The 18,635-nt window shown below is 72.3% G+C and carries 17 protein-coding genes and 1 tRNA gene; 3 read left to right on the top strand and 15 right to left on the bottom strand.

Features of this window, described 5'->3' with window-relative positions; genetic code table 11:
- Positions 1 to 263: 263 nt before the first annotated feature.
- The 6 genes from HF995_RS11120 to rpmE all read right to left on the bottom strand — a co-directional run bounded on the left by HF995_RS11120 (position 264) and on the right by rpmE (position 4,909).
- Positions 264 to 710, bottom strand: coding sequence for a Cg1360 family ATP-synthase-associated protein (locus HF995_RS11120; RefSeq protein WP_168447858.1), 447 nt, complete (start codon positions 708 to 710; stop codon positions 264 to 266).
- A complete protein-coding gene (locus HF995_RS11115; RefSeq protein WP_168447857.1) occupies positions 700 to 1,836 on the bottom strand; it encodes an MraY family glycosyltransferase in 1,137 nt (378 codons plus the stop codon). Before HF995_RS11115 ends, HF995_RS11120 begins: the two co-directional genes overlap by 11 nt.
- The gene (locus HF995_RS11110) at positions 1,833 to 2,525 is read right to left on the bottom strand and encodes an L-threonylcarbamoyladenylate synthase (RefSeq protein ID WP_434060857.1); all 693 of its coding nucleotides are present in this window, start codon (positions 2,523 to 2,525) and stop codon (positions 1,833 to 1,835) included. Before HF995_RS11110 ends, HF995_RS11115 begins: the two co-directional genes overlap by 4 nt.
- Positions 2,522 to 3,445, bottom strand: coding sequence for a peptide chain release factor N(5)-glutamine methyltransferase (gene prmC, locus HF995_RS11105; protein WP_168447856.1), 924 nt, complete (start codon positions 3,443 to 3,445; stop codon positions 2,522 to 2,524). Before prmC ends, HF995_RS11110 begins: the two co-directional genes overlap by 4 nt.
- A complete protein-coding gene (gene prfA / locus HF995_RS11100; RefSeq protein ID WP_168447855.1) occupies positions 3,445 to 4,548 on the bottom strand; it encodes a peptide chain release factor 1 in 1,104 nt (367 codons plus the stop codon). Before prfA ends, prmC begins: the two co-directional genes overlap by 1 nt.
- 145 nt (positions 4,549 to 4,693) lie before the next feature.
- Positions 4,694 to 4,909 carry a 50S ribosomal protein L31 gene (rpmE, locus tag HF995_RS11095; RefSeq protein ID WP_168447854.1) on the bottom strand — a complete coding sequence of 72 codons (216 nt, stop codon included), beginning with the start codon at positions 4,907 to 4,909 and terminating at the stop codon, positions 4,694 to 4,696.
- A 204-nt stretch (positions 4,910 to 5,113) separates the two neighbouring features.
- Between rpmE and HF995_RS11090 the strand changes: the two genes are divergently transcribed.
- Complete coding sequence (locus HF995_RS11090; RefSeq protein WP_168447853.1) at positions 5,114 to 6,250, top strand: glycosyltransferase family 4 protein; 1,137 nt, start codon at positions 5,114 to 5,116, stop codon at positions 6,248 to 6,250.
- A gap of 77 nt (positions 6,251 to 6,327) precedes the next feature.
- Here HF995_RS11090 and rho read toward each other — a convergent pair whose 3' ends face one another.
- From rho to HF995_RS11055, 7 genes are all read right to left on the bottom strand, one after another.
- Entirely contained in the window at positions 6,328 to 8,310 is a 1,983-nt protein-coding gene (gene rho, locus HF995_RS11085; protein WP_168447852.1) for a transcription termination factor Rho, read from the bottom strand.
- A 312-nt stretch (positions 8,311 to 8,622) separates the two neighbouring features.
- Positions 8,623 to 9,543, bottom strand: coding sequence for a homoserine kinase (gene thrB, locus HF995_RS11080; protein WP_168447851.1), 921 nt, complete (start codon positions 9,541 to 9,543; stop codon positions 8,623 to 8,625).
- A 3-nt stretch (positions 9,544 to 9,546) separates the two neighbouring features.
- On the bottom strand, positions 9,547 to 10,617 hold the full coding sequence (gene thrC / locus HF995_RS11075) for a threonine synthase (RefSeq protein WP_168447850.1): 1,071 nt from the start codon (positions 10,615 to 10,617) through the stop codon (positions 9,547 to 9,549).
- Positions 10,617 to 11,906, bottom strand: a complete 1,290-nt coding sequence (locus tag HF995_RS11070) for a homoserine dehydrogenase (RefSeq protein WP_168447849.1) — start codon at positions 11,904 to 11,906, stop codon at positions 10,617 to 10,619. Before HF995_RS11070 ends, thrC begins: the two co-directional genes overlap by 1 nt.
- Positions 11,907 to 12,104: 198 nt before the next feature.
- Positions 12,105 to 13,511 (bottom strand): diaminopimelate decarboxylase, encoded by a 1,407-nt coding sequence (gene lysA / locus HF995_RS11065; protein WP_168447848.1) that lies wholly within the window; start codon positions 13,509 to 13,511, stop codon positions 12,105 to 12,107.
- A complete protein-coding gene (gene argS, locus HF995_RS11060) occupies positions 13,508 to 15,187 on the bottom strand; it encodes an arginine--tRNA ligase (RefSeq protein ID WP_168447847.1) in 1,680 nt (559 codons plus the stop codon). The genes lysA and argS overlap by 4 nt, the downstream gene beginning before the upstream one ends.
- Positions 15,188 to 15,216: 29 nt before the next feature.
- The gene (locus HF995_RS11055) at positions 15,217 to 15,891 is read right to left on the bottom strand and encodes a hypothetical protein (protein WP_168447846.1); all 675 of its coding nucleotides are present in this window, start codon (positions 15,889 to 15,891) and stop codon (positions 15,217 to 15,219) included.
- A 155-nt stretch (positions 15,892 to 16,046) separates the two neighbouring features.
- On the opposite strand from HF995_RS11055, the gene HF995_RS11050 reads away from it, so the two are divergent.
- The gene (locus HF995_RS11050; protein ID WP_168447845.1) at positions 16,047 to 16,703 is read left to right on the top strand and encodes a FadR/GntR family transcriptional regulator; all 657 of its coding nucleotides are present in this window, start codon (positions 16,047 to 16,049) and stop codon (positions 16,701 to 16,703) included.
- A 109-nt stretch (positions 16,704 to 16,812) separates the two neighbouring features.
- Positions 16,813 to 16,888: transfer RNA gene (locus HF995_RS11045), tRNA-Arg, on the top strand.
- 174 nt (positions 16,889 to 17,062) lie between these two features.
- Here HF995_RS11045 and HF995_RS11040 read toward each other — a convergent pair.
- Together HF995_RS11040 and HF995_RS11035 are read right to left on the bottom strand one after the other, a co-directional pair.
- Complete coding sequence (locus tag HF995_RS11040) at positions 17,063 to 17,509, bottom strand: arsenate reductase ArsC (protein ID WP_168447844.1); 447 nt, start codon at positions 17,507 to 17,509, stop codon at positions 17,063 to 17,065.
- 28 nt (positions 17,510 to 17,537) lie between these two features.
- On the bottom strand, positions 17,538 to 18,494 hold the full coding sequence (locus HF995_RS11035) for a metalloregulator ArsR/SmtB family transcription factor (protein ID WP_286189535.1): 957 nt from the start codon (positions 18,492 to 18,494) through the stop codon (positions 17,538 to 17,540).
- Positions 18,495 to 18,635: the final 141 nt, after the last annotated feature.

The following is an 18,635-nucleotide window of genomic DNA, read 5'->3' as shown; positions in this document are numbered from 1 at the left end:
TGGTTCAGGGCGGACAGGATGAGCTCCCAAGCTTTCGCGTCGACGCACAGTTGAACGAGCCGGTCCCGGCTCGTCGCACGTCCGTCGGACTACATTGTCGGAATCGGGTCCAAGACTAACCCATGGGGTCGTCCCGCAGGACCGCATGAGGGGCGCACGGTGTGACGTGGGCGACATTTTCGCGAGCACATCGGTGCACACCGGTTTCAGGACGTAGGTCCTACGGCAACTGGGGGCCGGTCGTGGCCCTGCAGCCCTGACCGTCAGTCGTCCGCGCGCGCCCCCGCACCCGGCTCGACGTGGGGCACGCGCGCCGCCGCGAGGCCACGCATCTCGACCACGAGCGACCCGAGGATCGCGAGCGTCAGGACGACGAACAGCACGACCTTGTCGTAGAAGTCCTGGTCCCTGAGCACAGCGAGCACCACCACGAGCACGACCATCTTCCCGAGCCACGCACCCGCTGCCGACGCCGTCGTCACGTGGATCGGCTTGTCGGCCGTCGCGTACATGATCACCGCGGTCGTGAGCGTGAACAGTGCCGCGATGGCCGCGCCGATGAGCGCGCCCCACAGGCCCTCGGTGCCGCGGACGAGGAACCCGACGAGGCCGCCGAGCACGGTGAGGACTCCCACGAGGACGACGACGTCACGCAGCACGGCACCGAACGCGGTGCGCACGGCGGAGGACGGGGCGGGCTCAGACGACATGCTTCTCCTCAACGGCGGTGGTGGACGCTCCCGGCCGGGAGCGCTGCGGGCGCAAGGGCCCGAGGGTCAGCGCGAGCGCGACGAGCGCCCCTACGCCGAGCCCGACGGCAGCCTGCGCGACGGTGAACGTGATGAGGGACGCGGCTCCGAACGCGAACACCGCGGTCCACAGGTACATGAGCACGACCGCGCGCCGGTGCGTGTGCCCGAGCGCGAGCAGGCGGTGGTGCAGGTGCATCCGGTCAGGGTGGAACGGCGACTTGCCCTGGCTGACGCGTCGCACGACCGCGAGGATCATGTCGAGCAGCGGGAGGACGAGCACCGCGAGCGGGAGCAGGATCGGCAGGAACGCCGGGACCGCCTGCCCCTCGGACAGCCGTGCCGGGTCGATCCGGCCCGTCACGACGATCGCGGCAGCCGCGATGACGAGTCCGATGAGCATCGAGCCCGAGTCGCCCATGAAGATGCGCGACGGATGGAAGTTGTGCGGCAGGAACCCCAGGCAAGCGCCGACGAGCGCGACCGTCGCGAGGCTCGCGAGGTCGGAGTAGTCGGTCGGGTTCGTGTCCTGGGTCAGCAGGTACGTGTACCCGAAGAACGCCGTCCCGCCGATCGCGATGAGACCGGCAGCGAGACCGTCGAGACCGTCGACGAAGTTCACGGCGTTCATCGCGACCACGACGACGAGCACGGTCGCGAAGAGCGAGAGACGGCTCGAGCCGATCGTCACGCCCGCGATCGGCACGGTGATGAGCTGGACGCCCTGCCACGCCATGACACCCGCGGCCAGCACCTGGCCCGCGAGCTTCGTCATCCAGTCGAGGTCCCAGATGTCGTCCGCGACACCGAGCAGGCAGACCATCGTCGCGCCGAGGAGGATCGCCCACGCCTCGTTCGACGCGGTGAACACGCCAGCGAGGAAGGGCATCCGCGACGCGAGCACGAACGCGGCCCACAGCCCGAGGAGCATCGCGATGCCGCCGAGCCGCGGCGTCGGGACCTGGTGCACGTCACGCGCACGCACCGCCGTCATCGCGCCCGTGCGCATCGCGACCCACCGCGCGAGCGGCGTGGTGAGCAGGGTGACGCACGCCGCGACGAGCGCGACGAGGAGGTAGACCCTCACGCGCTTCCCGCCGCGCCGTCAGGGGCGGACGCGGCATCGTCCTCGCCGACGTCGAGGACGCCCGGGACGACGGAACGCAGGTCGTCGACCGTGATCGCGCCCGCGCGCACCACGCGCATCCGCGGACCGGTCGCGTCGACGATCGTCGACGCGACACCACCGGGGGCCTCTCCTCCGTCGAGGTAGACCTGGACGGAGGTGCCGAGCTGGTCGTGCGCCTCCTGGGCGCTCATCGCCGCAGGCTGTCCGGTGCGGTTCGCGCTCGACACGGCGAGCGGCCCCGTCCGGCGCAGGAGCGCGAGCGCGGCCGGGTGGTCGGGCATGCGCAGCGCGACCGTCCCGTGGGTCTCCCCGAGGTCCCACGCGAGCATCGGCTGCGCCGTGAGGATCACGGTGAGGCCGCCGGGCCAGAAGCGCTCGACGAGCGCGCGGACGTCGTCGGTCACGTCGGTCGCGAGGCCGTCCAGCGTGCGGACGTCCGGGACGAGGACGGGCGGCGGCATCTGTCGGCCGCGGCCCTTGGCCGCGAGGAGCGCGGCGACCGCGTCGGCGTCGAATGCGTCGGCGCCGATGCCGTAGACGGTGTCGGTGGGCAGGACGACGACGGCGCCGCGCTGCAGCGCCGCGACGGCCTCGTCGAGCGACGGTCCCCAGGACTGCGGATCGTCGACCTTCAGGATCGCGTTCACGACGTCGATCCTGCCACGTCGCGCGCTGCACGGCGGCCGACCACCATGCGTGGTCGCCCGGTCAGGTCGGCCCGGGTCTCGACGGCGGTGAAGCTCCCGGTCGCCTCGAGGAGTGCGCGCGCGGCGTCGGCCTGCACCTCGGCGTGCTCCATGACGAACAGGCCGCCCGCACGCAGGAGACGCGCGGCTGCCGCGGCGATGCCGCGCGGGACCTCGAGCCCGTCGGGGCCGAGGCCGTACAGCGCGACCTGCGGGTCGTGGTCGGCGACCTCGGGATCGACGGGCACCGCGCCAGGCGGGACGTACGGCGGGTTGGAGACGACGACGTCGCAGGTCCCGTCGAGGTCCCGCACGGCGGTGCGCGCGTCGCCCCGTACGAGAGTCACCAGGTCGGAACGCCCCGCAGCCGCGCCGACGGCGCGGACGTTGCGCTCGGCCCACGCGTACGCGTCCGCGTCGAGCTCGACGGCGTGCACACGCGACTCGGGGACCTCGGTCGCCAGGGCGAGCGCGATCGCGCCCGAGCCGGTGCACAGGTCGACCACGACCGGCTGCGCGCCGGCTGCAGCGACACGGCGGGCCTCGTCGATCGCGACCTGCGCGACCTCCTCGGTCTCGGGGCGGGGCACGAACACGCCCGGGCCGACGGCGAGCTCGAGGTGGCGGAACGGCGCGCTCCCCACGATGTGCTGGAGCGGCTCGCGACGCGCGCGCCGTGCGATGGCGTCCGCGAGCGACGCGACGACGTCGGCCGGGACCTCACGGCCGAGCACGGCTGCGGTCGCGACCTCTCCACGGTCGACGCCCCACGCGTGCGCGAGCAGCAGCTCGGCGTCCGCGTGCGGGGAGGGCACTCCCGCGCCCGCGAGGGTCGCGGCGGTCCGGCCGAGGAGATCGCGCGTCGCGACGCCCTCGCCCATCAGCTGCCGGCCGCGGCGAGACGGGCAGCCTCGTCCGCCTCGATCGCCGAGCGCACGACAGGACCCAGGTCGCCGTCGAGCACCGCGTCGAGGTTGTACGCCTTGTACCCGGTGCGGTGGTCCGCGATCCGGTTCTCCGGGAAGTTGTAGGTGCGGATGCGCTCGGAACGGTCGACCGTACGGACCTGCGACCGCCGGATGTCGTTGGCCGCCGCGGCGGCCTCCTCCTGCTGCGCGGCGAGGAGCCGGGCGCGCAGGACACGCATGGCCTGCTCGCGGTTCTGCAGCTGCGACTTCTCGTTCTGCATCGACACGACGATCCCCGTCGGGACGTGCGTGATGCGCACGGCCGAGTCGGTCGTGTTGACGGACTGCCCGCCCGGCCCGGACGAGCGGTAGACGTCGATCCGCAGGTCGTTCGGGTCGATGACGATCTCGCCCGCGTCCTCGACCTCGGGGAACACGAGCACACCTGCCGCCGAGGTGTGGATGCGTCCCTGCGACTCCGTCACCGGGACGCGCTGGACGCGGTGCACGCCGCCCTCGTACTTGAGCTGCGCCCACACGCCGTCCTCGGGCGCGACCGCACCCTTCGCCTTCACGGCGACCTGCACGTCCTTGTACCCGCCGAGGTCCGAGGCCGTGGCCTCGATGATCTCCGTCTTCCAGCCCTGGCGCTCCGCGAACCGCAGGTACATGCGCAAGAGGTCACCCGCGAAGAGCGCGGACTCCTCACCGCCCTCCCCTGCCTTGATCTCGAGGATGACGTCGCGGCCGTCGTCCGGGTCGCGCGGCACGAGGACGCGGCGCAGCTTCTCACGGGCGGCAGACTCCGCCTCCTCGAGCGCCGGGACCTCGGCGGCGAACGACGCGTCCTCGGACGCCATCTCGCGGGCCGCCTCGACGTCGTCGGCTGCCGTGCGCCACGTGCGGTAGGCGCCGACGACCTGGCCGAGCTCGGCATAGCGACGGCCGAGCGTGCGGGCCTTGCCCGCGTCCGCGTGGATCCCCGGTTCCGCGAGCTGTCGCTCGATCTGCGCATGCTCGGCGAGCAGCGGCTCGACCGCGGCAAAGCTCTCGGAGACGTCGTCGGGCTTGCTCATCGGGTTCCTTCGGTGCGCTGGGGCCGGGTCTGCTCAGGGACCGGCGCACCGCAGCACGCCGGAGACACGACAGCGCCGGCGGGACCGCTTCCCCGACTGCCCCTGGAGAGGTTGTCGGCACGGTTCCGCCGGCGCTGGAAAGTCGCTAGTTGGCAGCCTTCTTGCCGTAGCGAGCCTCGAAGCGGGCGACGCGGCCGCCGGTGTCGAGGATCTTCTGCTTGCCCGTGTAGAACGGGTGGCAGGCGCTGCACACGTCCGCGCGGATCTCACCAGAGGTCTGCGTGGACCGGGTCGTGAACGAGTTGCCACAGGTGCACGTGACCGTCGTCTCGACGTACTCGGGGTGGATGTCCTTCTTCATGATTCTCCTTGAGGGGAACGGACCCGGGTCGCCCACGTTCCGCGGCCGTGAACCGGATACCAGCGATCTATTCTGCCACGCCCGTCAAGACCGTGTGACCAGGGCGAGGACGTGGCGCTCCTCACGGTGACGCACGGCCCCGCGAGGGCGCGCCGCTACGATGGGCACGCCTGCGACCCGGCTGGCCGATCCACAGGAGGAACGGTGCCCCGCACCTTGATCGTCACGAACGACTTCCCGCCACGACAGGGAGGGATCGAGGCCTTCGTGAGCGCCGTCGCGGCGCGCTTCCCGGCCGACGAGGTCGTCGTGCACACCGCCGCGATGCCCGGCGCCAGCGAGCTCGACGCGACGCTCCCCTACCCCGTCGTGCGCGACCGCCGCACGACGCTCCTGCCGACCCGACGTGTTCGTCGCGAGGTGCTCGAGACGTTCCGGCGCTACGACTGCGACCGCGTCGTCTTCGGCGCCTCCGCGCCGCTCGCTCTCCTCGCCCCGGCGCTGCGCGCCGCAGGCGCCCAGAAGATCGTCGGCATCACGCACTCCGCCGAGACCTGGTGGGCGCGCGTCCCCGGGGTCCGCCGCGTCATCCGCACCGCGGGCGAGGCGACCGACCACGTCACGTTCATCAACGACTGGTGCCGTGACATCATCGCCCGGCCCATGACACCGGCCGCGCGCGAGCGCATGCGCCGCCTGCACCCCGGCGCAGACGTCACGCGCTTCAAGCCCGACAACGGCGGCGACGCCGTGCGCGACCGGCTCGGGATCGCGGCCGACGCGCCCGTCGTCGTCTGCGCGGCGCGCGTGGTCGCGCGCAAGGGCCAGGACATGCTCATCACCTCCTGGCCGCGCGTGCGCGCGGAGGTGCCCGGCGCGATCCTCCTCATCGTCGGCGACGGGTCCGCCCGCAAGCGCCTCGACAGGCTCGTCGTCAAGCACGACGTCGCAGACTCGGTCGTCTTCACCGGTCCGCTGCCCTGGACCGACGTCCCGCCGTACGTCGACGCCGGCGACGTGTTCGCCATGCCGTCGCGCACCCGCCTCATGGGTCTCGAGCCCGAGGGCCTGCCGCTCGCGTTCTTCGAGGGCGCAGCCACCGCGCTCCCCGTCATCGTGGGCCGCTCCGGCGGCGCTCCTGACGCGATCGAGGAAGGCGTGACCGGCTACGTCGTCGACCCGCGCGATCCCGCCGACATCGCGGCGCGGCTCGTCGAGCTCCTCAAGGATCCCGAGAAGGCACGACGCATGGGCGCCGCAGGGCGCGAGCGCGTCGCGCGCGACTGGACGTGGGACGAGGTCGCGACGACGCTCCACGGCTACCTGGGCCTGCCGCGCTGATCAGCGCGCGGCGCACACTCGACGAAGCCCCCGCGACCACGAGGTCGCGGGGGCTTCGTCATGCCGGGAGGTGACGGTCAGACCGTCTTGCCGGCGTCGTCGTCGTGCGGACCGGTCGGCGTCGTCTTCTGCACCTGCAGGAGGAACTCGACGTTCGACTTGGTCTCCTTGAACTTGCCGAGGAGCAGCTCGATCGCCTGCTGCTGGTCGAGCGCGGCGAGCACACGACGCAACTTCCAGGTGATCTTGAGCTCGTCGGAGCCCATGAGGATCTCCTCGCGACGTGTGCCCGACGCGTTGACGTCGACCGCCGGGAAGATCCGCTTGTCGGCGAGCGAGCGGGACAGGCGCAGCTCCATGTTGCCCGTGCCCTTGAACTCCTCGAAGATCACCTCGTCCATCTTCGAGCCGGTCTCGACGAGCGCCGACGCGAGGATGGTGAGCGAGCCGCCGTTCTCGATGTTGCGCGCCGCGCCGAAGAACCGCTTGGGCGGGTAGAGCGCCGAGGCGTCCACACCACCGGAGAGGATGCGGCCCGACGCGGGCGCCGCGAGGTTGTACGCGCGCGACAGACGCGTGAGCGAGTCGAGCAGCACGACGACGTCCTGGCCGAGCTCGACGAGACGCTTCGCGCGCTCGATCGCGAGCTCCGCGACGATCGTGTGGTCGGACGCCGGCCGGTCGAACGTCGAGGCGATGACCTCGCCCTGGACCGTCCGCTCCATGTCGGTGACCTCTTCAGGCCGCTCGTCGACGAGCACGACCATGAGGTGCACCTCAGGGTTGTTCGCCGTGATGGAGTTCGCGATCTGCTGCATGATGATCGTCTTGCCCGCCTTGGGGGGCGCGACGATGAGGCCGCGCTGGCCCTTGCCGATCGGGGCGACGATGTCGATGACACGCGGCGTGAGCTTGGTCGCGCCGACGTTCTCGAGGCGCAGGCGCTCCTGCGGGTACAGGGGCGTGAGCTTCGCGAAGTCCGGGCGGTCCATGGCCTCGGCGGGCGACATGCCGTTGACCGTGTCGAGGCGGACGAGCGGGTTCACCTTGCTGCGGGCCGTGTGCACCTGCGGCTGCTCGCCCTCGCGAGGCTGGCGGACAGCACCTGTGATCGCGTCACCGCGGCGAAGGCCGTTCTTCTTGACCTGCGCGAGGGACACGTAGACGTCGCTCGCACCCGGCAGGTAGCCGGTCGTGCGGATCGACGCGTAGCTGTCGCGGATGTCGAGGATGCCCGCGACGGGGAGCAGGACGTCGTCCTCGTGGACCTCGAAGTCCTCGGCGCCCATGTCAGCGGCGCCACGCGGCGTGCGGCCGCGCTTGCGGTCCCGGTCGCGGTAGCGGTCGCGCCCGCGGCGACGACGACCGCCGCGCTCGTCGTCGTCCTGGCTCTCCTGCTGCTGGCGGCGCGGCTCGCCCTGGGCACGCTGCGGGCGGTCCTGGCGCTCCTGCCGGTCCTGGCGGTCGTTGCGCTCGCGACGGCGCTCGTCGCCGCCGACCTTGTCGGTGCGCTCGCCGTCCTGCTGGGGGGCACCGGCGTCACGACCCGCGCGGCGGGAGCGCTGCCCGCGCTCGAGCCCACGCTCGATCGAGGCGAGGTCGGCTGCGACGGCGTCGCGGCCCTTGACCTCGCCCTGGCCCGAGCCCTGCTCGGCCTGGCCGCGCTGGTCGCCCTGCTCGGCACGACGGCGCTCCTTGGCGGCGAGACGTGCCTCGGCACGCTTGCGGGCGGCCTCCTCGCGGGCCACTGCCGCGTCCTCCGAGCTGGCGCCGCCACGGCGGTCCTCGCTGCGAGGCTGGTCGTCGGTGCCGCGGGCGGCATCGCGCGGCTGCTCCGCCGCGGGGGCCTGCGCGGGCTTGTCCGCAGAGGTGCTCTTGCGGGCGTTGCCCGCGCCGCGAGGTGCGCCCGAGCCGGAACGCGCGGAGTTGATGGCGTCCACCAGATCGCTCTTGCGCATCTTGGACGTGCCCTTCACGCCGAGCTGCGCGGCGACGGCCTGCAGCTCGGGGAGGCGCATCGCGGAGATAGCGCCGGTGGGGGCATCGATGGTGTTAGTCACGAAGGACCCTTCCCCTGGGGGTTGTGCGAGACGGCTCGTGGGCCGACCGCGGGTGGAGCCGGGGCCCGGACCCGCGAGCGTTCTCGCGGTGGGCTCCCGACGATCGCGCGTGCCGCCGAGCGACACCGACGACGGTGTGCGCGGGCTGACTCACGTGACCTGGATTGACTCCCCCGACCGCGGACGTGTCGAGTCGAGCTCTGACGCGCGGGATGCTCACGGCGTCGCGAGAGCGGATTCGCTCTGCTGCGGGGAACCACGGCAATCGTAGCATCGCACCCGAGGTCCCCGACACAGTCCGCGACCGGTGTCTCAGAGGCGTTCGCCGCGCGCACCGACGAGGTCGAGCCCCGGCGTCAGCACGTCGAACGGGCCATCGTCGCCGAGCAGCTCGGCAACCGCCTGCGCGACGCGGTCGCCCTCGCTCGCCCGGCCGAGCACGAGCACCGTCGGGCCCGCGCCCGAGACGACGGCCGGCAGGCCGAGACCCCGCAGACCGCGCACGAGCTCGGTCGAGCTCGCCATGACCTCGGCGCGGTAGTCCTGGTGCAGCCTGTCCTCGGTCGCCTCGAAGAGCAGGTCCGGGCGGCGGGTGAGCGCCTCGACCAGCAGGGCCGCGCGGCCCGCGTTGAACGCCGCGTCCGCGTGCGGGACCTGCGCGGGCAGCACACCGCGCGCCTTCTTCGTCGCGAGGCGGACCGTCGGGACGAAGACCCACGGCTCGACGTCGGCGTGCACCTCGAGCCGCGCCGAGCGCGGGCCCTCGCTGCCCGACCACGCGATCGTCGCGCCGCCCACGAGAGCAGGCGCTGCATTGTCCGGGTGCCCCTCGAACTCGGTCGCGAGCGCGAGCGCCGCGTCGTCGTCGAGCGCCTCGGGGTCCGCGATGAGGGCACGCGCTGCGACGATGCCCGCGACGACGGCCGCGGCGGACGAGCCCATGCCCCGGCCGTGCGGGATCTCGTTGCGGCAGACCATGTGCAGGCCGGTCTGCGGCGCGCCGACCAGGTCGATCGCCGCGCGCAGCGCGCGCACGACGAGGTGGTCCTCGCCGAGCGGGACCTCGCCCGCACCCTCGCCGATCACCTCGACGACCGTCTCGGCGGCACCGATAGCACGGACCTCGACGGTGTCGTGCCGCCCGAGCGCGAGCCCGAGCGCGTCGAAACCGGGCCCCAGGTTCGCGCTCGTCGCGGGCACGGTCACCCGGACGTGGTCAGCTCCCAGACGCATGGCTCAGTCGAGACCGAGCGCGGCCGCGATCGACACGACGTCGGCGGAGATCTTCTGCGGCTCGATCTCGGAACCGTCCGCGGTGCGCAAGGCCCACTGCGGGTCCTTCAGGCCGTGGCCCGTGACCGTGATCGTGATGCGCGCCCCGGCGGGGACGAGACCCACCTCGGCACGCTTGAGGACGCCCGCGACGCCCGCGGCGGACGCGGGCTCCACGAAGATGCCGACCTCGGACGACAGGATGCGGTGCGCCGCGAGGATCTCCTCGTCGGTCACCGCCTCGATCACGCCGCCGGACGTGTCACGGGCCTCCTCGGCCTGCTGCCACGACGCGGGGTTGCCGATCCGGATCGCGGTCGCGATCGTCTCCGGCTCGGTGATCGGGTGGCCGGCCACGATGGGCGCAGCACCTGCGGCCTGGAAGCCCCACATCTGGGGGCGGCGCGTCGCGGGGCCGTCCTGCTCGTACTCGACGAAGCCCTTCCAGTACGCCGTGATGTTGCCGGCGTTGCCGACGGGCAGCGCGTGGATGTCAGGGGCGTCGCCGAGCGCGTCGACGATCTCGAACGCGCCGGTCTTCTGCCCCTCGATGCGGTCGGGGTTCACGGAGTTCACGAGCTCGACCGGGTACACCTCGGCGAGCTTGCGCGCCGCGACGAGGCAGTCGTCGAAGTTCCCGTCGACCTGCAGGAGGCGGGCGCCGTGCGCGACCGCCTGGCTCAGCTTGCCCATCGCGATCTTGCCGTCCGGGACGAGCACCGCGCAGGTCATGCCCGCAGCGGTCGCATAGGCCGCGGCCGACGCCGACGTGTTACCCGTCGAGGCGCACACGACCGCCTTCGCACCACGGCCGGCGGCAGCCGAGATCGCCGTCGTCATGCCACGGTCCTTGAACGAGCCCGTCGGGTTCATGCCCTCGAACTTCACGTACACGTCCGCGCCCGTGCGGCGCGACAGCGCCGGTGCCGGGACGAGCGGCGTGCCGCCCTCACCGAGCGTGACGATCGACGACTGCACGTGCGCGGGCAGCCGGTCGGCGTACTCGCGGATGATTCCCTGCCACTGGTGGGCCATCAGGCTCCCTCGACTCTCAGAACGGAGGTGACTTCCTGGACGACGTCGAGCTCGGCGACCGCCGCGACCGTCGCGGCGAGCGCGGCCTCGGGAGCGCGGTGCGTCGTCAGCACGAGGTTCGCGACGCCGCCAGCAGGCGTGCCCTGCTGGCGCATCGCCTCGATCGACACGCCGTGCTCCGCGACGACCTGCGCGACACGTGCGAGCACGCCGGGCTGGTCCTCGACGCGCAGGCGGAACTGGTAGCTCGTCACCGCGGCGTCCGCAGGGGCGAGCGGGTGGGACGCGTAGCTCGACTCGTCGGGGCCCTTGCCGCCGAGCACGCGGTGGCGGGCGACCGAGACGACGTCGCCGATGACGGCCGACGCGGTCGGGGCGCCGCCCGCGCCCTGGCCGTAGAACATGAGCGGCCCGGCTGCCGCCGCCTCGACGAACACCGCGTTGAACGCACCGCGGACACCCGCGAGCGGGTGGCGTGCGGGCAGCAGCGCAGGGTGCACGCGGGCGGACACGCCTGCCTCGGTCATCTCGGCGATCGCGAGCAGCTTGATGACGTGACCGGTCTCCGTCGCCCACGCGACGTCGTCGGCGGAGATCTTCGTGATGCCCTCGCACGCGACGTCGTCGAGCGAGACGCGCGTGTGGAACGCGAGCGACGCGAGGATCGCAGCCTTCGACGCGGCATCGTGCCCTTCAACGTCCGCCGTCGGGTCGGCCTCGGCGTAGCCGAGCTCCTGCGCCGCGCGCAGCACCTCGTCGAACGCGAGGCCCTTCGTGGTCATCTCGTCGAGGATGTAGTTCGTCGTGCCGTTGACGATGCCGAGGACCCGCGTGACGCGGTCGCCTGCGAGCGACTCGCGCAGGGGCCGCACGAGCGGGATCGCCCCGGCCACCGCAGCCTCGAAGTACAGGTCGACGCCCGCGGCGTCGGCAGCCGAGTACAGGGTGGGGCCGTCCTGGGCGAGGAGCGCCTTGTTCGCGGTCACGACGCTCGCGCCGGCGGCGAACGCCTCGAGGATGAGGGAGCGCGCGGGCTCGATGCCGCCGAGCACCTCGACGACGATGTCGCACCGCGCGACCAGGCCGTGCGCGTCGTCCGTCAGGAGCTCCGGGGCGACGCCGTCACGCGGCTTCGTCGTGTCACGCACCGCGACGCCGACGAGCTCGAGCGGGGCGCCCACGCGCGCCGCGAGGTCCCCCGCCTGCTCGACGAGCAGGCGTGCGACCTGCGATCCGACGACCCCGCACCCGAGCAGGCCGACGCGGAGCGCCTCCTTCGGTGCCACCACGTGACCACACCCTTCGTCCGTGCCGCGCGTGCGCGCGGCCGTCGTGCGCCGCGCCGTCGACCGCCGGGGCGCACGTCCTGCCTGTCATGCGTCAGAGCCGGCGTGACGGGACCCGTGCGGGCCGTTCGCGTCCTCGCCGGCGCCACGATCCTCCCGCGTGCGGTCAGCCCGAGGCCGACCGTCTCAGGATACGGGTGCTCAGCCCTCGTCCAGGGCGAGCAGGTCGTCGACCGTCTCGCGCCGGACGAGCACCGTGCTCGCGCCGTCGCGCACCGCGACGACGGGGGGCCGCGTGAGCATGTTGTAGTTCGAGGCCATCGACCGTCCGTACGCGCCGGTCGCTGCGACGGCGAGCAGGTCGCCTGCCGCGACGTCACCCGGCAGGTAGACGTCGTGGACGACGATGTCGCCCGACTCGCAGTGCTTGCCGACGACGCGCGCGAGCACCGGCTCCGCGACCGAGAGCCGCCCCACGATCTCGGCGTGGTACGCCGCGCCGTACAGGGCAGGCCGGATGTTGTCGCTCATGCCGCCGTCGACGGACACGTACGTGCGCACGCCGTCGTCGGTGCGCACGGGCTTGACCGTGCCGACCGTGTAGAGCGTCAGGCCGGCCGGGCCCGCGATCGAGCGCCCGGGCTCGATCGAGAAGCGCGGCAGCGGCGTGCCGAGGCGCGCCGCGGACTGCGCGACCGACGCCGCGACGTCCTTCGCGATGCGCGCCGGGTCGAGCGCGACCTCGCCCGGGAGGTACGCGATGCCGTAGCCCCCGCCGAGGTCGACCTCCGGGACCAGCACGCCCGTGCGCTCCGCGAGCTCGGCGCGAAGACCGAGAACCTTCTCAGCCGCGACCTCGAAGCCCGACGGGTCGAGGATCTGCGAGCCGATGTGCGAGTGGATACCGAGCAGCTCGAGCTCGGGACGCGCGAGGACAGCGAGCAGCGCGACCATCGCCGACGCGTCCTGGCCGCCCTCCCCCGGCGCCATCGACAGGCCGAACTTCTGGTCCTCGTGCGCGGTCGAGATGTACTCGTGCCCGCCCGCGTGGACGCCCGTCGTCACGCGCACCATGACCGGCGCGCGGACGCCCGCCGCAGCGGCGGCGTCGGCCACGCGCTCGATCTCGACGAGCGAGTCGACGATGATCCGCCCGACGCCGACCTCGAGCGCGCGAGCGATCTCCTGGTCCGACTTGTTGTTGCCGTGCAGGCCCAGGTCGCTGCCCGGGACGCCGGCGCGCAGCGCCGTCTCCATCTCGCCGCCCGACGCGGTGTCGATGCGCAGACCCTCCGCGTGCACCCAGCGGGCGAAGCCCACCGAGAGGAACGCCTTGCCCGCGTAGTAGACGTCGACGCCCGCACCGATCTCGGCAAACGCCATCTCGAACGCCTCGCGGTAGGCCCGCGCACGCTCGCGCACGTCCCGCTCGTCGACGACGTACGCGGGCGTGCCGTGCTGCGCCGCGAGGTCGCGGACGTCCACCCCGCCGACGCTCGCCGCGCCGTCAGGGCCACGCTCCACACCGCGCGACCACGGCTCGCCCGGGATCGTCGTCCCGCCCGCGGGGTACCCGGGGACCGCGGCGCCTGCGGGCGCCGCGCTCACATCCGCTCCGGCGCGCTGACCCCGAGGAGGCCCAGAGCGTTGGCCAGGACCTGGCGCGTCGCGTCGTTGAGCCACAGGCGCGTGCGGTGCACGTCCTCGACGGGCGCGTCGCCGAGCGGCGTCACGCGGCACTCGCCGTACCACTTGTGGTAGCTGCCCGCGAGCGCCTCCGCATACCGCGCGACACGGTGCGGCTCGCGCAGCTGCGCAGCCTGCGCGACGACGCGCGGGAAGTCCGTGAGCATGCCCAGCAGGGCCGCCTCGGTCTCGTGGGTGAGGAGCGACGGGTCGAACCCGTCCTCGCGGCGCACCCCGTGCTCGGCCGCGTTGCGCGCGACGTTCGCGGTGCGCGCGTGCGCGTACTGCACGTAGTAGACGGGGTTCTCGTTCGTCGCGCTCGCGAGGACGCCGAGGTCGAGGTCGATCGTCGAGTCGCTCGACGAGCGCGCGAGCGAGTAGCGCGCAGCGTCGACGCCGACAGCGTCGACCAGGTCCTCGAGCGTGACGACCGTGCCGGCGCGCTTCGACATGCGCACGGGCTCGCCGTCGCGCACCAGGTTGACGAGCTGGCCGATGAGGATCTGCAGGTTGCGACCCGGCTCGTCGCCGAACGCCGCGCAGACGGCCATCATCCGGGAGACGTACCCGTGGTGGTCGGCACCGAGCATGAGGATCGCGTCGTCGAAACCTCGCTCACGCTTGTCGAGGTAGTAGGCGATGTCACCCGCGATGTAGGCGGCCTCGCCGTCCGACTTGATGACGACGCGGTCCTTGTCGTCGCCGAAGGTCGTCGTGCGCAGCCACGTCGCGCCGTCGGCCTCGAAGATGTGGCCGGCGGCGCGCAGCCGCTCGATCGCGCGGTCGACCGCACCCGACTCGTGCAGCTCGTCCTCGTGGAAGTACACGTCGAAGTCCACGCCGAAGCCGTGCAGCGACTCCTTGATCTCACCGAACATGCGCTCGACGCCGCGGGCACGGAAGACCTCCTGCGCCTCGTCGTCGGGCAGCGTGCGCGGGTCGGGATCACCGGCGGCGACGGCGTCTGCGATCACTGCCGTGGCGATGTCCTCGATGTACTGGCCGCCGTACCCGTCCTCAGGCGCAGCCTCGCCCTTGGCACGAGCGAGCAGCGACCGAGCGAAGCGGTCGATCTGCGCGCCGTGGTCGTTGAAGTAGTACTCGCGCGTCACCTCGGCGCCCGCAGCCTCGAGGACCCGCGCGAGCGAGTCACCGACGGCAGCCCAGCGCACGCCACCGATGTGGATCGGGCCCGTCGGGTTCGCCGAGACGAACTCGAGGTTGATGCGGCGCCCCGCCTCCGCGTCGCCGCGCCCGTAGGCGGCACCCGCCTCGACGATCGTGCGAGCGAGCGAACCCGCAGCGGCAGCGTCGAGCGTGATGTTCAGGAAGCCCGGGCCTGCGACGTCGACCTTCGCGACGCCCGGCGTCGACGCGAGACGCGCCGCGAGGTCCTCAGCGAGCGCACGCGGCGCGATGCCCGCCTTCTTGGCGAGCTGCAGCGCCACGTTCGTCGCCCAGTCGCCGTGCTCGCGCTGACGCGGACGCTCGACGTGGACGGACTCCGGCACGTCCTCGACAGGGAGGGCCAGCGCACCGTCGGAGACGGCCGCTGCCAGGGCGGCACTGATCGCGTGAGAAAGCTCGAGAGGGGTCACCGGGCCATCTTACCGGCGCGGGAAGGGCGTCAGCCGAGGTCGAGCTCGCGGGCGAGCGACGCAGCCTGACCGGGGGTGCCGACGACGACGAACGTCGTCGTGAACCTCGTCCACACGACCGTGGCCCGACCGTCGACGTCCGCCCTGCGCGCGTCCTCCGGCAGGCCGCGGGGCACCTTGCGGACCTTGCCGCCCTGGTCGACGACGGAACGCATCGCGTCGTCGCCCGCGCTGAGCGCGGCCGTCGTCGTGGGCCACGTCGACACCTCGACGTGCACCGGCTCGTCCTTCGCCGTCGCGACGACGGGGACGAAATCGGCCCGGTAGGCCTGCACGCCGTCGGGCGCGGACACCGGGAAGAACCCGTCCGTGCCGAAACCTGGGACGTCCGCGGGAAGGGAGGCCTCGAGCGCGCTCTCACCGCTGAGAGGGACGCCGCTCGGCTCCGCCTCGGGAGCCGCGTCCGCCAGCCCCGACATCGCGCGGTCGCCCGCGCTGCTGCTGGCCCGCGCGTCCATGTCAGCCGCAGCCGTCACCTCAGGCGCTGCGGCCTCAGCACCGAGCTGGACGTCCTCCGGCGCGTGAGTCACGTCTCGCACGGCGACGCACGCGAAGACGAACCAGACGCCGAGCGCGAGCACCACGAGCGCCAGCGCCACGCGGCCCAGGCCACGCGACATCTCACGCCCTCGTGCGACGACCACCTCGCCACCTCATCCCTGTCGGACGACTGCTGCCCTCACTCTCTACTTCGGCCTCGGCGGGGCGGACTTGAGCCGCGGTGTCGCGAGACGGCTAGGCCGATCGGGTGCCCGCGGTGTTGACTGTGGGCAAGCACCCTGAGAACGGAGCTGTTCGTATGTCTACGCGCACCGGGTTGATCGACCGGACCGTGTCCCACCTGCGGGACGCGATCGTCAACGGCACCTGGCCCGTCGGAAGCAGGATCCCCACCGAGACCGACCTCGCTGCGACGCTCGGCGTCGGCCGCAACACCATCCGCGAGGCCGTCCAGTCGCTCGTGCACTCCGGGCTGCTCGCCCGCCGCCAGGGATCCGGCACCTACGTCCTGTCCGACTCCGAGCTCACCGTCGCGCTCGGACGGCAGATGGCCCACGTCCACCAGCAGCACATCCTCGAGGTGCGCCGCAGCCTCGAGGTCGAGGCTGCCCGTCTCGCCGCGCAGCGCCGCACCGATCGCGACGTCGCGACGCTGCGCACGCTCAACCAGCACCGCGGAGAGTCGTTCGCCGCCCGCGAGATCGACGCGATGGTCACGACCGACCTCGCGCTGCACCGCGCGATCGTCGCGGCCGCCCGCAACCCGCTGCTGCTCGACCTCTACGAGAACCTCATCGACGCGATCGGCGACTCGATCCGCGCGAACGTCGAGACCGACCACCCCGACCACACGCACGACGCGCTCGTCGAGGCGATCGCCGACGGCGACGAGGACCGCGCGGCCCACGAAATCTACGGCTACCTCGAGGAGTACCTCTCCCCGCTGCGCGGCTGACCGGCCCAGGCCCGGCGCGCGTGCGCACCGGGAGCGCCGCGGTGGTAGTCTCGGTGCTCGTGCTGGACGCGTCTGCGACCGGCACAGGTTCCAGGTCAGTCCTGGTCCCGCCCTCGTAGCTCAGTGGATAGAGCGTCTGCCTCCGGAGCAGAAGGTCGTAGGTTCGAATCCTGTCGAGGGCACCACACGAATGAAGGCCGAGCACCGCACAGGTGCTCGGCCTTCATCGTTCTGCCCACGTCGTGCTCGGTGGACGTCCCTGCTTCGAGCCCGCCGCCATGGCCAGCCGTTGACGACGCCGCCACACGCTGGCTACCGGGGGCGACCTGGCCCTGCCGGTCGTCGGCAAGGCGTCGTCGTCATGAACGGGTCTCCGCGACCTGGTCGATGCCGAGCTCGTCCAGCAGCACCCGCACGCGAGCCTTGATGGCGTCGCGGATGGGGCGGACCGCGTCGATGCCCTGGCCAGCAGGATCGTCGAGCTTCCAGTCCTCGTAGCGCTTGCCGGGGAAGATCGGGCAGACATCGCCACAGCCCATCGTGATCACGACGTCGGACGCCTTGACCGCGTCGGTCGTGAGGACCTTGGGCGTGAAGGACGTGATGTCGACATCGTCCTCGGCCATGGCCGCGACCGCGACCGGGTTGATCTGGTCGGCTGGTTGCGACCCCGCGGAGCGGACCTCGACCCGCCCCGCCCCCAGAGCGTGCAGATAGCCAGCGGCCATCTGGGAGCGACCCGCGTTGTGGACGCAGACGAACAGGACAGAAGGCTTGGCCGAGGCGTGTCCGGCGGTGGGGTTCATGGGTTTCTCCTGGTGCTGGTAGGAGAGCTCACCGGGGTTCCGGGAGCTCGAGATCGGGGAGCAGGGAGTTGAGCAGGGTGCGCACGTGAGCGTCGATCTGGGCGGTGATGGCCATGACCCCGTCGTGCGAAGCGAACGCCGGGTCGCCGACGACCCAGTCTTCGTAGCGGATCCCGGGGAGCACCGGGCAGGTGTCTCCGCAGCCCATGGTGACCACGACGTCCGCCGCCCGCACCGCGTCATCGGTGAGCGGCTTGGGATAGGCGTCGCCGCTGGACCCCATGGCGGCCAGCACCGTACGAACGCCAGGGTGGATGTCGCTGGCGGGCGCCGATCCTGCTGAACGCACGATGACGGCATCCCCGGCGTACTGGCGCGCGAGCTCCGCGGCGATCTGCGAGCGCCCCGCGTTGGCGACGCAGACGAACAGCACCTGTGGGACCTTCACGGTCGGCTGGCTCGTGCGGGTGATGTCCTCGAGGCGTTGACGGGCGAAGCGTTCCGCCGTCGCAACGAGATGAGCCCGGACCCCGGCGCTCCGCGCGAGCGCGGTGTAGGACTCGCGGACCGTGGCCGTGACGAGGGCGGAGTCGATGTTCCCGAAGCGGGCGGCCAGCTGGCCCGCGATACGTGCCAGCACGTCGTCGACATCGCTGAGTCCGTCGCTGCCGCGGGTTGCCTGCGCGATCTCGAGCACGGCCGGGGCAAAGGCATCGAGCAGAGTGCTCACCGCGCCCCGCAGGTCGGGAGCGATCCGGTAGTAGACCCAGGTGCCGCGCCGCTCGGAGACCAGGACTCCGACGCTCTTGAGCACCTTGAGGTGATGGGAGACGGTGGGTTGTGCGACGTCGGCGACCGTCGCGATGTCGCAGACGCAAGCCTCGCCGGTGGGCTCGGTCGCGATGAATGAGAGCATCCGCAGGCGGAGCGGCTCGGCCAGCGCTCGCAGGACGGCCGCGACCTGGGTCGCGGCATCCAGGCTCATGCTGTGAGCCACAGGCGGACTCGTCGGACACTCCTCGCGTGACGCGGTCATGATGCCCTCCCGGACGTGGCGATCGGACAGCGATCGCCCGCCCGACGTTGTTGCCGGCCGCGATGAACGCCCACCTGTATCGATGTCGAT

This window comes from Sanguibacter hominis ATCC BAA-789, assembly GCF_012396185.1.
GTDB lineage: Bacteria > Actinomycetota > Actinomycetes > Actinomycetales > Cellulomonadaceae > Flavimobilis > Flavimobilis hominis.
Note: the sequence above shows the minus strand (reverse complement) of the source record. Positions and strands in the feature narration are given on the sequence as shown.

Excerpts from the sequence above, each read along its gene's own strand:
- HF995_RS11120 (WP_168447858.1), bottom strand. The coding sequence starts at position 710 with ATGTCGTCTGAGCCCGCCCCGTCCTCCGCCGTGCGCACCGCGTTCGGT.
- prmC (WP_168447856.1), bottom strand. The coding sequence starts at position 3,445 with ATGGGCGAGGGCGTCGCGACGCGCGATCTCCTCGGCCGGACCGCCGCG.
- prfA (WP_168447855.1), bottom strand. The coding sequence starts at position 4,548 with ATGAGCAAGCCCGACGACGTCTCCGAGAGCTTTGCCGCGGTCGAGCCG.
- rpmE (WP_168447854.1), bottom strand. The coding sequence starts at position 4,909 with ATGAAGAAGGACATCCACCCCGAGTACGTCGAGACGACGGTCACGTGC.
- thrB (WP_168447851.1), bottom strand. The coding sequence starts at position 9,543 with ATGCGTCTGGGAGCTGACCACGTCCGGGTGACCGTGCCCGCGACGAGC.
- thrC (WP_168447850.1), bottom strand. The coding sequence starts at position 10,617 with ATGGCCCACCAGTGGCAGGGAATCATCCGCGAGTACGCCGACCGGCTG.
- HF995_RS11050 (WP_168447845.1), top strand. The coding sequence starts at position 16,047 with ATGTCTACGCGCACCGGGTTGATCGACCGGACCGTGTCCCACCTGCGG.
- HF995_RS11040 (WP_168447844.1), bottom strand. The coding sequence starts at position 17,509 with ATGAACCCCACCGCCGGACACGCCTCGGCCAAGCCTTCTGTCCTGTTC.
- HF995_RS11035 (WP_286189535.1), bottom strand. The coding sequence starts at position 18,494 with ATGAGCCTGGATGCCGCGACCCAGGTCGCGGCCGTCCTGCGAGCGCTG.